The organism is Pedobacter sp. 05L430 (genome assembly GCF_056397585.1).
The window spans coordinates 91,887-105,850 of sequence record NZ_JBFTNT010000002.1; the positions used below are offsets into that span (position 1 = coordinate 91,887).

The window sequence follows — 13,964 nt, forward strand, 5'->3', positions numbered from 1 at the left end:
ACTTAAATGTTATTTTAATAAAGGTATTATTACCAGGTTTAGATTGTAGTTGCAGAACTTGTTGGCATTGCTCTATTAACCTTTTTCACCAGACCTTGTAATACATTTCCCGGGCCAACTTCTACAAATTCAGTTGCTCCATCGGCAATCATCCGCTCTATAGTCTGTGTCCACTTCACGGCACCTGTTAATTGGGTGATTAAATTCGACTTAATTTTTTGAGGGTCTGTATTTGGTGTAGGATCTACATTCTGATAAATAGGACACACCGGAGGCAATATGGTCACATTTTCAATAGCCTCTTTTAATTCTATTCTTGCTGGCTCCATCAATGGAGAGTGAAATGCACCACCTACATTCAACTTTAATGCACGCTTTGCACCTGCTTCAGTTAACTTCTGACAAGCGATATCTACACCTTCAATACTTCCCGAGATAACGATCTGTCCAGGGCAGTTGTAATTTGCAGCTACTACTACCTCATCAATATCATTGCAAATATTTTCAACTACTTCATCTGCTAAACCAAGTATAGCGGCCATAGTTGACGGTTGAAGTTCACATGCTTTTTGCATTGCATTCGCCCGTGCAATAACCAGTTTCAAACCATCCTCAAATGACAATGCCGATGCGGCAACAAGCGCAGAGAATTCGCCTAGCGAGTGTCCGGCAACCATATCTGGTTTAAATCCTTCGCCTAATGTTTTGGCTAAAATAACAGAATGTAAAAATATTGCAGGCTGTGTTACCTTAGTTTCTTTAAGCTCTTCATCCGAACCAGAGAACATAATATCACTGATGCGGAACCCTATAATTTCATTTGCCTTTTCAAATAATGTTTTGGCCTGCTCATTTTCGTATAGTTCTTTTCCCATACCTGAAAATTGGGCACCCTGACCTGGAAATACATATGCTTTCATAAATACGTTGGTTCTTTTTTTTAATGTAAGTTGGCTGTTATTAATCTTAAGAATTCAGCTCTTGTTTTATCTTTTGCAAATTCTCCTGTAAACGCCGATGTGGTGGTAACAGAATTTTGTTTTTGTATTCCCCTCATTGCCATGCATAAGTGCTTGCACTCTATCACAACTGCAACGCCAGTAGGTTTAAGGGTTTCCTGAATACAATCTCTAATCTCATTTGTTAAGCGTTCCTGAACCTGTAATCGTCTGGCAAAAGCATCAACAATACGCGGTATTTTACTTAAACCAACAATATGTCCATTAGGGATGTAAGCAATGTGTGCCTTACCAAAAAACGGAAGCATATGATGTTCGCACATAGAAAAAACCTCTATATCTTTCACCACAACCATTTGGCTATAGTCTTCCTTAAACATAGCTCCACGTAGTATTTCGGCCGGGTTAAGGTCATAACCATGAGTTAAATACTGAAGGGCTTTGGCCACCCGTTCGGGAGTTTTAATTAACCCCTCTCGCTCCGGATTTTCGCCTAACTGACCTAAGATATCTTTATAATGATTAGCTACCGAGGTGATTTTTTCTTCGTTATAACGGTCAATTTTTATGTACCCGTCTTCTGTCTCATCTAAATGATCTGTATGATTCATATCTGTGATTATTAACCGAAATACTCAACAAAATTATTCTCGGTTTCGTAAATTTTTATGCAGTGCAATTGAGCTCCTGATTCGGCAATAAGTGCATACAATTCATCCCATATAGCTATGGCCAAATTCTCCGTTGAGGCAAGTTTCCCTTTCATAAAATCTACGTCAAGATTTAGGTTCTTATGATCGATCTTATCAACTACCTGGGTATTTGTAATGTCCTTTAACCACTTTAAGTCTACCAGAAATCCCGTTTCAGGATTGATCTCTCCTTTAACCGTTACATACAGCTGGTAATTATGTCCATGCCAGTTTGGATTAGCACATTTTCCATAAACTTCCGTATTTTTATCTTCAGTCCAGTCTGGCCTCGAAAGTTTATGCGCTGCGTTGAATGATGCTTTTCTTGTGATATATATCATTATAAAAGGTTATTGTTTGTAATTAACAAACAAATATACGCAGAAAGCTTAAAGTAGAAAGGTTTAACACTAACTTAGATGTTTATGAAGATTCTGCTAGTTGCCGCCACAAGACCAGAAATCGGGTTATTAACCGAGCATTTTAAGCTCCCTGAAAAAGATTTCATGCAAACTCCCGAATTTGACATTCTAATTACGGGTGTAGGKATGACAGCAACAGCATTTGCCTTAGGCCAGCATCTATCAGCTAAATATAACCTTGTGTTAAACCTGGGCATCGCCGGATGCTTTGATCGTTCCATCCCCCTTGGTTCAGTACTAAATATAACTGTAGATGAGTTCGCAGAGCTTGGAGCCGAAAACAAGGAACATTTTATCAGTATTGATGAACTTGGGTTTGGCAAAAGCAGCTATTCTGCATATAACAACCTGCTAAGCGAGTCGGTCACAAAGCTGAAAAAAGTAAAAGGAATAACCGTTAATCGCGTTCATGGAAATGAAGTAAGCATTTCGGCAGTTAAAACCCGTTTAAATCCGGTAACAGAAAGTATGGAGGGAGCTGCCGTATTATATGGATGTGAAAAAGCCGGCATCCCATGCCTGCAGATCCGCAGCATTTCCAATTATGTTGAGCCAAGAAACAAAGCCGCCTGGAATATCGGCATTGCCGTAAAAAACCTAAATGAGTGGACACTTGGATTTTTGACAAATACATAACTATTCAACTTTTCATACTCCTTATCTTTAGGCCATGAAACTAAGTCTTGGCTTTTCTCCGTGTCCAAATGATACATTTATTTTTGATGCCCTCATACACCATAAAATTGATACTGAAGGCTTAGACTTTGAGGTGTTCTTCGACGATGTAGAGACCCTAAACCAAAAAGCTTTCAGAGGTGAGTTAGACATTACCAAGCTAAGTTTTCATGCTTTTGCCCATGTGTATAAGCAATATGCGCTATTGGACGCAGGAAGTGCCCTTGGATTTGGTGTAGGCCCTCTGCTTATCTGTAAAAATGAAAACCTTATTCATAACCCGGAAGAATTAACAGCAAATCTTAAAGTTGGAATTCCCGGAAAGTATACCACAGCAAATTTTCTATTGGGGATCGCCTTTCCCCATTTAGTAGACAAACAGGAAATGATTTTCTCTGAAATTGAGTCCGCTTTAATTAATAACATGATTGATGTTGGCCTCATCATTCATGAGAATCGTTTTACTTATGCTGATAAAGGACTTCATAAGATTGTTGACCTTGGAAGCTACTGGGAGCAATTAACAGGATGTGCTATCCCACTTGGGGGAATTGTAATTAACAGAAATCTTGACAGAGAAATACAGGAAAAAGTAAACAGACTGTTGCGGAAGTCCGTTGAATTTGCTTTTGCTAACCCTAAGTCAGGCATAGATTTCATTAAAGAGCATGCTCAGGAAATGAGTGAAGAGGTGATGTATAAGCACATTGAGTTATACGTAAACAAATACTCCATTGATCTTGGTATTGAAGGAAGGAAAGCAATAGATGTGCTGTTTAAGCTGGCCATTGAAAAGGGATTAATTCAGCCTATTGAACATGATTTATATTTAATCCCTTAATCCCTCAATTAGTTACAAGGCCCGTCAGGTATTTCTTTCGTTATTTTAAGCACCTTGGTTACTACCATTGTAGAATCAAAATCTGCTGAGACAATTAAACTGTCAGATTTGATTAAATGACACTCGACCTCAATATAAACAGGTTCGTACGGTTTCTCGAAATTAAAGTTACTGTAAGCCAGTTCCAGTGTTTTTGCGCTATCTGCTACCCAATACTCCCTACCCTCATCACAATCCGTAAATGACTTTATTTCGGGGCCATAGCTATACAATCCTTTTATTACTCTCGTAGTTCCTGCTGTCTCTTCGGCATCCTTCCTGTTACAGGCCATAATTACTCCTGTAAGCAACACTAATAAAACTACTGAATTCTTATTAAATCGATTCATATGTTAGAGATCTTGATTTAAGTGGTTTATCTTCTTCACGCTTAAGTTAGATGACAAAGCTGATGCCACAAAAGAAAACACACTTACAGTTAAAAACACCAACAGAAAATCCTTCCATTTAAATGCCACCGGATACGCATTGGTGATCACCAAATTATCTTGCGACATTTTAATAAGTCCGAATTTTTGTTGTAATAAACAGAAGAGAAATCCAACTACTAAACCAACAATACAGCCGGTCATCGTAATCATCATTCCTTCAAATAGAAATATTCGTTTAATCAATTTTTTTCCAGCCCCCAAGCTGCTTAATACGGCTATATCTTTCAGTTTATCTATAACCAACATGGTTAAAGAACCGATTATATTAAAGATAGCGATTATTAAAATAAAAGTAAGAATAATATAAACCGCCCACTTTTCGCTACCCAGAATGTTATAAAGCACTTTATTCTGCTGTATTCTGTCCTTCACTTCAAAATGCTTGCCTATATTTTCTTCAATATTCTTTTTAAAAGCATCCGCATTAATTCCTGGCTTTAGGTTGATCTCGATAGAAGTGATTTTTTGAGGTTCTCCCAATAAATTCCGGGCAAATTTCAAAGGAACAATAGCCACATTATCAAAATCCTGCTGAACTTCAAAAACCCCCGATACTGGAATTGATAATACCGTAAAATCATCTGCTGGATTAATGGAACTCGTTTTACCCCCTTTTTTTGGAGAAAATATCTGCAATGGATTAAACGGATCTGTAGTATTTACCATCAGGTAAGTTTGAATTGCAGACCCGATTACGGCATAATCCCCAGTACTATTTTCAAGCAAAAACTTACCTTCAATAGTAATGCTATCCAAACTTTTATTTTTCAGATAATCCAGGCTAACCCCCTTTATTAAACCAACGGACTGCTTATCATTATACCTTAACAAAGCATTTTCTGAAAGTACTTCACTATACGAATAGATACTCTTATTTTGCTTTAATTTATTGAAATAGGCCGTATTTGGGTCAAATGTTTTACCCTGAACAGGCGAAATAACAACCTGCGGAGTAATCGTATTAAACATTTTCAATACAACTTCCTCAAACCCATTAAAAACAGATAAAATAATAATTAACGCCGCACTCCCTACAAAAACACCAACCACAGAAATTGTGGAAATGATGTTTATAGCATTGGTAGATTTTTTCGCAAAAAGGTACCTGCGAGCTATGTAGAAAGGTGTATTCAATTATTTATTAATAAAAGTTACTGTAAAAAAGGATTATGTTGTTTCTCAAAGCCTATCGTTGTAGGTTGCCCATGCCCCGGAAAAACTTCACAATCATCTGGCAATATAAACAAGTTATTTTTGATACTGTTGATCAATTGCATGTGATTACCTCCCGGGAGGTCCGTGCGGCCAATACTTGAATAAAACAGCACATCACCTCCAATAAGAAAATTATCAGCAGCAGCATAAAAACATAAATGTGCCGGTGAGTGCCCTGGTGCAAAAATTAAATCAAGTTCACTGTTACCAAATTTAACCTTTCCCGTTTCGGATAAGAAAACCTCAGGTTCCGGAGAGAGTTCATAACGTAAACCCATTTGAGGCAAATAGCCTGGTATTGCTTGCAGCACATACAACTCGCCTTTATGGAATTGTGGTTTTAACCCCCAATTGTCATAAACGAACTTATTGCCAAATACATGATCATAATGACAATGGGTATTTAGTAAGAGTACTGGCTTTAGGTTATGCTCTTTTATAAATTTAACCAGAATGTTTTGCTCTTCTCCATCATACATTCCAGGATCTATTATTACACACTCACCCGTTTCATCGTATAACACATAAGTGTTTTCCCTTACCGGGTTAAAAGTAAATCTTTGTATACTGATCATTTTAAATTCTTATCTGGCCTTATTTTATCCACTTAAATGTACTAATCATTCTGTCAATATCCTTCTTAATAAAGGAAACGACGGGTTGTATGGAATCGTACTGCGGTCGTTCGTTAAAATATAATGCCCCTCTGAAATAGTGTTTGGTGCTGTCTGTTAAAAAGAATTGAACAGATGAGGCCGTATTTCCTTCTATTGCATAATACACTCCATAAACTTTCTTTCCCGGATAGTTAATCAATTTCTGGTCTATTGAGTTCGCTTTTACTGTATGCTTAAATGCAAAAGTCCTTGCATCTTCAACCAGACCTTCATATTCCTTTTTAGAAGAGATATCATAATATGTTAAATGCAAACGCGCGTTAAATTGATCAAAAGAAAGGTTGTACCAGCACGGTCTGGTGTCCTTACTACTGTCGTTCAGCATTTCTGCATACACCGGATAATCGAACGAGAAAGCACATCCATTATTAAAGGTTTTGTACACTTTTTTTGGCATTTCAATATTAAAATATCCTCTCGGCTTAGGAGAATAGTCGCTCCCTGTGCAAGCATAAAGCAACATCATTAACATAGAAAGAGAAAAAAAAGTGAACTTATTCATCTATTTATTCCAAATATACCAGGACCGCTCAGCCTGAAGATACAGCATTTCTAATCCATTTTTAATACTAGCTCCACTAGCCCTGGATTTTGCAAGAAACGTTGTCTCTTCCGGATTATAAACCAGGTCGTAGGCCAAATGATTCTCTGTTAATGCTTCATAAGGGATATCCGGGCAGGTCTCTGGATTAGGAGACATTCCCAATGGTGTGGTATTTATCAAAATGGTATAATCCTGAAGCAGTGTTGAAGTTACGGCATCATAAAGAATACTATTCGAAGTTGGTGATCTTGTAACTACTATAAAAGGAATGTTTAGTTTATTTAAAACATATTTTACAGCTTTAGCTGCTCCGCCATCTCCAAAAACGAGGGCCTTTTTATGGTGCTCATTTAGCATTGGCTTTAAAGACTCTTCAAAACCATAGGCATCAGTATTGTATCCTGTTAATAATTCCTGTCCGTTCTTGCGCTGAATAGAAATACAATTTACTGCGCCTATTTGATCCGCAGCCTCATCAACCTCATTTAAAAAAGGAAGAACAGCAAGTTTATAAGGAATAGTTACATTTAAGCCTTCCAGCTCAATATTTTTAGAAATAAGCTCAGTTAAAAGCCCAATATGTTCAATCGGAAAAAGCTCATATTCACAATCGGGAATATGTTCATTTAAAAATTTCTCAGTAAAGAATTTTTTTGAAAAGGAATGTGATAACGGAAAACCGATTAACCCAAATTTTCTCATTCTGTAAGTTATAATTAAAGGGTAATATTTATAYTTATAAAATTACAACTTCGCCAAATTCAGGAAATGATCAAACGTATCTCCTCTAAGGCCTAAACGAATGGTTTCTAAAGGTATAACCTCAGCCGGAGCTATATTTCCAAGATTCACATTTGAACCAAGCAGCTTAATAAACCATACCTGTTGTTCCTTTTGAGGAGCTTCCCAAATGATTGTCTCCTCTGGAATCTGAGTAAGAATCTCGTCAACCAAGCCCTCTCTAACCTCACCAGATCCTCTGTAAATACCTACGTTACCACCTTCTCTGGCTTCAGCTATCACTTTCCACGATCCTGCTTCTATTTCGGCCTGCATAAGTTTAATCCATTTATACGGAGCAAATATTTTAGCCGCATCTTTAGACCCTACTTCTGAGATTACTGTAACCTGCTTAGATAATTTTTGAATAAACTCGCATTTCAAATCATGCTCAATAGTGATTGAACCATCAGAAACTTCTACGTATTCCATATCGAACTGCTCCAGCACGCGACAGTAATCATCGAACTGATTTCTGATAATAAAGGCTTCAAACAACGTACCGCCAAAGTAGGTAGGAATACCTGCAGACTTATAAATAGCCAATTTCTCTTTCAGGTTCGGCGTTACAAAAGAAGTAGCCCAGCCTAATTTTACTATATCAGTATGTATTCCGGCAACGTCTATAAAGTCTTCTGTTTGTCTTAAGCTTAGCCCTTTATCCATAACCATCGTAATTCCTTTGTTCCTAGGTTTTACAGGTCGTTCGGGTATATTATTCAATGGGTAATTCATATTGTTCACAAAGGTGAAAAAAAATCGGACAGTTTTCATCAGCATAACTAATAAAAACTGTCCGATCTTTTATTTTAAATAACGATTGATTACTTCTAGTATCGAACCGTTCTCCTGTAATTGGGGCAAATATTCAAATAATATGTAGTGTTTATCTGGATCTGTGGCCAATGCGGTCTCAAGATATAACAAAGCGTCGTTCTTTTCTCCTAAGGCAAACAAGTAAGCTACCATCCTATAATAGAGCTCTGCTGCATCAGGATTGTTTTTTATAGCATCAGCAATGGTTTCAGAGGCTTCAAGCAATTTACCTTGTTCATATAGAACTGTCGAAAAATCCAACCAGGCTTCAACATCCACCGGATTATATTCAAGAACTTTGTAATAAGCTTCAACAGATTGCTCTATCTGACCCAGTTTATAATAAGCATCTGCCATTGCAAACCAGAAGTCGGGATTCTCCTCATCAAGCTCAATTGCTTTTTTGTAAAAATGAAGTGACTCAAAGAAACGTTCTTCAAAATTAAGCGTTACTCCTATCCCAAACCAGGCATCAGCCATCTTGGGATCCATCTTTACAGATTTTTTATAGTAGGATCTCGCTTCGTCCATACGCTCCAACTTCTCGTAACATTCCCCAATTGCACAATAGGTGTCGGCATTGGGTTTTTCGTATTCAAAAGTGTGCTTATAAACCTCTATAGCCTCTGCAAAACGATCAAGTTGAACTAAAGCATTTCCTTTATTATAGTAAGCAGATGCAAAGTTATCCTTAATCAGGATGGCGTAATCATACGCATCAATTGCTTTTTCAAAAAGATCCAATTTGTGATAAGAATTTGCAAGATTGTACCATGCAGCGTAGGAATAAGGGTCATTGTCTATATATTCCTGATAAAACTGAATACTTTCTTCTTGCTTATCTAATATATCATAACAGAAAGCAAGTTCGTATAATCCGTCCTTGTTTTCCATGTTCTGCTCCAAACTCTGCTTTATGTAAACAATAGCACTCTCGTAATCGAGCATGTTTTGATACACATAAGCAATTTGCAGCAAGATCTCGTCTGTAGTTTCAGCAAATTCAAGTGCTTTCTGAAAATTATCCAACGCTTCTGAATAACGCTCAAGGCTATTATAGATATTCCCCCTAAGGATATAGATTTCTGCTTCCGATGCTTCAAGCATTTCTGCTTTCTGCAGTGCTAAAAATGCACGCTCGGTTTGGTCAGTAACAAACAACAGCTGAGCCTGCTTAACCAGGAATACTGCGGCATAAGGATGCTGATTTAACGCATATTCTATTACCTGCAATGCCTTTACGGGGTCGTTCTTTTCAATGTAGTAATCAATAATATTTTCAAAAGCCTGGGCATCAAAAAAGTACTGATCCTGATTACGTATCATCTCTTCGTAACGCTCTACTGAACGTTGCGCATCATCGCTAAAATCAAAATAAAATTCCTCTTCCATGTATCAAATAATTAAAGAACAGATCCCTGTGTTAAAAATACATTATAAGTTTACAACAATTATTAGTAGTACTAACCAAATAATTTTCAACATACACACACCCTTGCCCATAAACAACTGAAATAATAATAGTTAGCCTAAACATCTACCCTCAGAATGTTTTAGCAAGATAGAGAATGAAACAAGGGTTCTGGTCCTAATTCAATACAAAATAACGTAACTTTATTTTAAGACGGGTAATATTCCCGTCACGAAAACATCAACCCTTTATGCAACAGTTCATGAAAATGAAAAAATGTAACTTTCTGATTATTGTTTTTCTTACAACGGTATTTAACACCTCTGCCCAAATCCAGCAACATGAAGAAGACCTTGTTAAAGGCACTATAAACAAATTGTTTGAAGGTATGAGAAATACCGATAGCGCGATGGTAAGTGCTACCTTTRCAAATAATGCAATTATGCAGACCATCCATAAATCCAAAGACGGGGAATTTAAATTAAGTGATGAGAAGGTCGCCGATTTTGTCAAATTTACAGGAACACCACACAAAGAAAAATATGATGAACGAATTGTATTTACAAAAATTTTGATAGATGGGAATCTTGCCAGCGTGTGGACAGATTACAAGTTCTATATTGACAATAAATTTAGCCATTGCGGTGTTAATTCCTTCCAGCTGTTTAAAGATAAAACCACCTGGAAGATCATCTATATTGTTGATACACGGAGAAAAGAGAATTGCCTATAAACTATTTAGTTATGCAGAATAATATCAGCCAGGTTTTAAAAAACCTAAACATACTGGATTTAAATCCGGCCTACAGTACAGGTAATCAATGGGGAGCTTCATCAGATGCCAAAATACTTAACAGCGATTCCCCGGTTAATGGTAATAAGATAGCGAGCGTACAGGTTGCCAGTGCCGAAAATTATGAAACAGTAATAAAAAAAGCAGAAGAGGTTTATTTATTCTGGCGCAGCTTACCGGCCCCAAAGCGTGGTGAGATCGTGCGACAGTTTGGTGATGCGCTTCGTAAAAACAAGGAAGACCTGGGCACCCTGGTTTCTTATGAAATGGGTAAAAGTCTACAGGAAGGATTTGGCGAGGTACAGGAAATGATAGATATCTGCGATTTTGCAGTAGGCTTGTCTCGTCAGCTCTATGGCTTAACAATGCATTCTGAGCGCCCAAGCCATCGTATGTATGAGCAATGGCATCCATTAGGAATTGTCGGTATCATTTCTGCTTTTAACTTCCCCGTAGCTGTTTGGAGCTGGAATGCTGCTCTGGCCTTAGTTTGCGGCAATGTTTGCATCTGGAAGCCATCAGAAAAAACACCTGTCACGGCCATTGCATGTCAGCATATTATTGCTGATGTTTTCAAAGCAAATGACATTCCCGAAGGCGTTTGCAATCTAATTATTGGAGATAAGGAGGTGGGCGAGCTCATGACAAATGACAGTCGTGTTCCCTTAATATCAGCCACAGGCTCTACCCGAATGGGAAAAGCAGTTGCTGTAGCAGTTGGTGCTCGCTTAGGAAAAAGCTTACTGGAGCTAGGGGGCAACAATGCCATTATTATCTCTGAGCACGCAGATTTAGATATGAGTTTAATCGGTGCTGTTTTTGGAGCTGTAGGAACAGCTGGTCAGCGATGTACTTCTACCCGCAGGTTAATAATCCATGAAAGTGTTTACGATGCGTTTACTGCAAAACTGGTAAAGGCTTATGGTCAATTGCGTATTGGCGATCCTCTCGATCAGCAAAATCACGTTGGTCCGTTAATCGACACTGATGCGGTTGCCAGCTACCTTGATTCCATTGAAAAATGCAAAACCGAAGGTGGAAAATTCATAGTAGAAGGAGGCGTTTTAGAAGGGCCGGCTTATACCAGTGGCTGTTATGTAAAACCATGCATTGCAGAAGTAAAAAATGATTACAAAATCGTTCAGCATGAAACCTTTGCTCCAATTCTATACCTGATAAAATACAAAACATTGGACGAAGCTATTGCTTTACAGAATGGCGTACCTCAAGGTTTATCCTCGGCAATAATGACGCTTAATCTTCGGGAAGCAGAACAATTTTTATCTGCTCAGGGCTCCGATTGCGGTATTGCCAATGTTAACATTGGCACCTCAGGTGCTGAGATAGGCGGAGCCTTTGGTGGTGAAAAAGAAACAGGCGGTGGTCGCGAGAGTGGTTCCGATGCATGGAAAGCTTACATGCGCAGACAAACCAATACAATAAACTACTCAAATACGCTTCCTCTGGCTCAGGGAATCAAATTTGATCTTTAAAATATCATTGCATAAAAAAAGCAGCGGGTTACATTCCAGCTGCTTTTTTTATACCGTAGAATTGTTTTTTAATTCTTTTTGTTGGYTGCAACCATTATCTGATTCAATGGAGTTGTTGTTGTTTTTAAAGCTACCAGGTGATCTGTATCTAATTTAGAAATATCGTCTTTTACTAAGTTGTGATCTGCAGTTGTACCGCTTAATTTCAAATCAGCATGATCTTTTATGTAAGTATACATACTTTCAGTATTTGCTTTAACGGTGGCTTTTGCATCATCTTTTAAGAATACCTGAAGATATTTAACATCAAACTTACCATCAGTTTTCACAATAGCCTTATCTGAGGCATCTATACGCTGCAGATCATTTACTGAAACCAAAACAGTTACACGATTAGCTTCTGTTGAATTAATAATTAAAGTATATCCAAGTCTTTTAATAGAGGTTTTATCCGGATTGTAATCTCCATTTATTACTTCTATGTGCTCTCTTTTGCTTTGCACCAAAATAACTTTTACATTTCCACTCACTTTCACCTTATTAAAGGTCATTGGAGCAGCAGATTCAACTGGCTGTTTATCAATTCTGGTGGCGAATGTTGTCATAGCTGTTGAAGTCATAAAGATAGCTGTCAAGGCTGAGGCGAATAATGTTTTTGCTAGAGTTTTCATATTTTTGAGTTTTAGGGTTTTTGTAGGCGTTTTTGTTATTAAGACCCTCATTTGCAGCAAACGTTTCAGCCAATCCAGCTCTTTTATACCATCAGAAGTTAACTCACGACCAACGGTCTGATTCCCTCGACGAACCCATTGTGAACTACACACGGAATAGAGATTTGTGTGCTTCGAACTTCTTAGACCTACGCTTCTTTTACAGAAGTCTGATTTAAGTCTCCATCCGTGTAATGGGAGAGTTCCGCCCCCATAATTCTTAATCCTTGTTCAAGGATATTTTTACTGGCGTTTATGTCCCTGTTTAACGTGTGTCCATTTGGACAGGTCCATGATCTTTCAGAAAGCTTTAGTTTATGGTGAATATATCCACATTGGTTACAAGTTTTGCTTGATGGATAGAAGCGGCCTATTTTTATTATGCGCTTGTTATTCCAATCCGATTTGTATTCCAGTAACCTGACAAAAGTTCCCCAACTTGCATCTGCAATATGCTTTGCCAGTTTATGATTTGCCATCATTCCTTTTACATTTAGGTCTTCAATACATATCGTATCGTACGCATTGGTTATCTGTGTAGATACTTTATGTAGCAGGTCAAGTCTGGTATTGGTAATCTTTTCATGGATTGCCGCAACTTTCAAACGCTGTCTGTTTCTGCTGTTTGATCCTTTTACTTTTCTTGAAAGGTGCTTTTGTGCTGTGGCTAATGCGCTTTCATATTGTTTTAAATGATGATTATTTTTAAATCTAATACCATCCGAAGTAATCGCAAAATCCTTGACGCCGAGATCTATCCCGACATGCTTACTTGTTGGTTGGATGGGTATGTATAGTACTTCACATAGTATAGACACAAAGAATTTACCGGTCGGGGTTTTACTTATCGTGCAATGTTTTACCTCACCTTTAATTTCCCTATGCTCAATTAGCCTTATGCCTTCTTTGAATTTTGGGAAATACACTTTGTGGTCATGTACCACAACAAATTGTGGTACAGCAAAGCTGTTTCTCTTTCGCTTGCTTTTAAATCGTGGGAACCTGGCATGACCCCGAAAAAAGTTTAAAAAAGCAGTATCTAAGTTTCGTAAAGCGGCCTGAAGGGATTGGCTATTCACTTCCTTCAGCCATTGGGTTTCCACTTTCTTTTTTAATTGTGTCATTGAGGCCGCCTGCTGATAATAATTAGAAGACTTTTTTTCTTCCTTGTATTGTTCAATTCTTTCGTTAAGGAAGTGGTTAAATACAAATCGGGCGCATCCCAAATGCTTATTCAGTAGATCTTCCTGCTCTTTTGTAGGCCGTAAAGCAAAGAGATATGTCTTGTATATTGTTTTCACCTATGCAGAAATTAATATTTATGGAAGGGGTTTAGTTAACTGCCAAACACAACCCTAAATTACTAAAAATATTAGCAAAACAAAGCGTCCATTCAAAATAATTAAATTATAATATGAATCTTTTTTTAATCAATCCCCTAAAGA

At 37.7% G+C, this 13,964-nt stretch carries 16 protein-coding genes; 4 read left to right on the top strand and 12 right to left on the bottom strand.

The window, feature by feature from the left end:
* Positions 1–38: 38 nt before the first annotated feature.
* The 3 genes from fabD to AC1DG9_RS01275 are packed head-to-tail and all read right to left on the bottom strand — an operon-like array spanning position 39 to position 1,992.
* Positions 39–920 (bottom strand): ACP S-malonyltransferase, encoded by an 882-nt coding sequence (gene fabD, locus AC1DG9_RS01265; RefSeq protein ID WP_288883358.1) that lies wholly within the window; start codon positions 918–920, stop codon positions 39–41.
* A gap of 20 nt (positions 921–940) precedes the next feature.
* Positions 941–1,570, bottom strand: a complete 630-nt coding sequence (folE, locus tag AC1DG9_RS01270; RefSeq protein WP_172662190.1) for a GTP cyclohydrolase I FolE — start codon at positions 1,568–1,570, stop codon at positions 941–943.
* An 11-nt stretch (positions 1,571–1,581) separates the two neighbouring features.
* On the bottom strand, positions 1,582–1,992 hold the full coding sequence (locus AC1DG9_RS01275; protein ID WP_048908287.1) for a 6-pyruvoyl trahydropterin synthase family protein: 411 nt from the start codon (positions 1,990–1,992) through the stop codon (positions 1,582–1,584).
* Between the two features lie 84 nt (positions 1,993–2,076).
* On the opposite strand from AC1DG9_RS01275, the gene mqnB reads away from it, so the two are divergent.
* Both mqnB and AC1DG9_RS01285 read left to right on the top strand, forming a co-directional pair.
* A complete protein-coding gene (gene mqnB, locus AC1DG9_RS01280) occupies positions 2,077–2,709 on the top strand; it encodes a futalosine hydrolase (RefSeq protein ID WP_337717003.1) in 633 nt (210 codons plus the stop codon).
* A gap of 34 nt (positions 2,710–2,743) precedes the next feature.
* A complete protein-coding gene (locus tag AC1DG9_RS01285; RefSeq protein WP_288883362.1) occupies positions 2,744–3,589 on the top strand; it encodes a menaquinone biosynthesis family protein in 846 nt (281 codons plus the stop codon).
* 8 nt (positions 3,590–3,597) lie between these two features.
* Here the strand turns inward: AC1DG9_RS01285 and AC1DG9_RS01290 are convergent, their stop codons facing one another.
* From AC1DG9_RS01290 to AC1DG9_RS01320, 7 genes are all read right to left on the bottom strand, one after another.
* Entirely contained in the window at positions 3,598–3,978 is a 381-nt protein-coding gene (locus AC1DG9_RS01290; RefSeq protein ID WP_048908284.1) for a hypothetical protein, read from the bottom strand.
* A gap of 3 nt (positions 3,979–3,981) precedes the next feature.
* Positions 3,982–5,214 (bottom strand): ABC transporter permease, encoded by a 1,233-nt coding sequence (locus tag AC1DG9_RS01295; RefSeq protein WP_337717005.1) that lies wholly within the window; start codon positions 5,212–5,214, stop codon positions 3,982–3,984.
* A 17-nt stretch (positions 5,215–5,231) separates the two neighbouring features.
* Positions 5,232–5,870, bottom strand: a complete 639-nt coding sequence (locus AC1DG9_RS01300; RefSeq protein ID WP_288883364.1) for an MBL fold metallo-hydrolase — start codon at positions 5,868–5,870, stop codon at positions 5,232–5,234.
* 19 nt (positions 5,871–5,889) lie between these two features.
* On the bottom strand, positions 5,890–6,474 hold the full coding sequence (gene gldD / locus AC1DG9_RS01305; RefSeq protein ID WP_172662196.1) for a gliding motility lipoprotein GldD: 585 nt from the start codon (positions 6,472–6,474) through the stop codon (positions 5,890–5,892).
* Positions 6,475–7,218, bottom strand: a complete 744-nt coding sequence (locus AC1DG9_RS01310; RefSeq protein ID WP_172662197.1) for a shikimate dehydrogenase family protein — start codon at positions 7,216–7,218, stop codon at positions 6,475–6,477.
* Positions 7,219–7,260: 42 nt separating this feature from the next.
* Complete coding sequence (locus AC1DG9_RS01315) at positions 7,261–8,031, bottom strand: phosphosulfolactate synthase (protein ID WP_048908386.1); 771 nt, start codon at positions 8,029–8,031, stop codon at positions 7,261–7,263.
* Between the two features lie 69 nt (positions 8,032–8,100).
* A complete protein-coding gene (locus tag AC1DG9_RS01320) occupies positions 8,101–9,504 on the bottom strand; it encodes a tetratricopeptide repeat protein (RefSeq protein ID WP_172662198.1) in 1,404 nt (467 codons plus the stop codon).
* A gap of 287 nt (positions 9,505–9,791) precedes the next feature.
* Between AC1DG9_RS01320 and AC1DG9_RS01325 the strand changes: the two genes are divergently transcribed.
* Together AC1DG9_RS01325 and amaB are read left to right on the top strand one after the other, a co-directional pair.
* Positions 9,792–10,256 (top strand): hypothetical protein, encoded by a 465-nt coding sequence (locus tag AC1DG9_RS01325; protein WP_477634234.1) that lies wholly within the window; start codon positions 9,792–9,794, stop codon positions 10,254–10,256.
* Positions 10,257–10,267: 11 nt separating this feature from the next.
* A complete protein-coding gene (gene amaB, locus AC1DG9_RS01330; RefSeq protein ID WP_288883369.1) occupies positions 10,268–11,809 on the top strand; it encodes an L-piperidine-6-carboxylate dehydrogenase in 1,542 nt (513 codons plus the stop codon).
* A gap of 68 nt (positions 11,810–11,877) precedes the next feature.
* Here amaB and AC1DG9_RS01335 read toward each other — a convergent pair whose 3' ends face one another.
* Both AC1DG9_RS01335 and AC1DG9_RS01340 read right to left on the bottom strand, forming a co-directional pair.
* Positions 11,878–12,480: a GIN domain-containing protein gene (locus tag AC1DG9_RS01335; RefSeq protein WP_477634235.1), complete on the bottom strand. Its 603-nt coding sequence runs from the start codon at positions 12,478–12,480 to the stop codon at positions 11,878–11,880.
* Positions 12,481–12,668: 188 nt separating this feature from the next.
* Positions 12,669–13,820 (bottom strand): RNA-guided endonuclease TnpB family protein, encoded by a 1,152-nt coding sequence (locus tag AC1DG9_RS01340; RefSeq protein WP_337717011.1) that lies wholly within the window; start codon positions 13,818–13,820, stop codon positions 12,669–12,671.
* Positions 13,821–13,964: the final 144 nt, after the last annotated feature.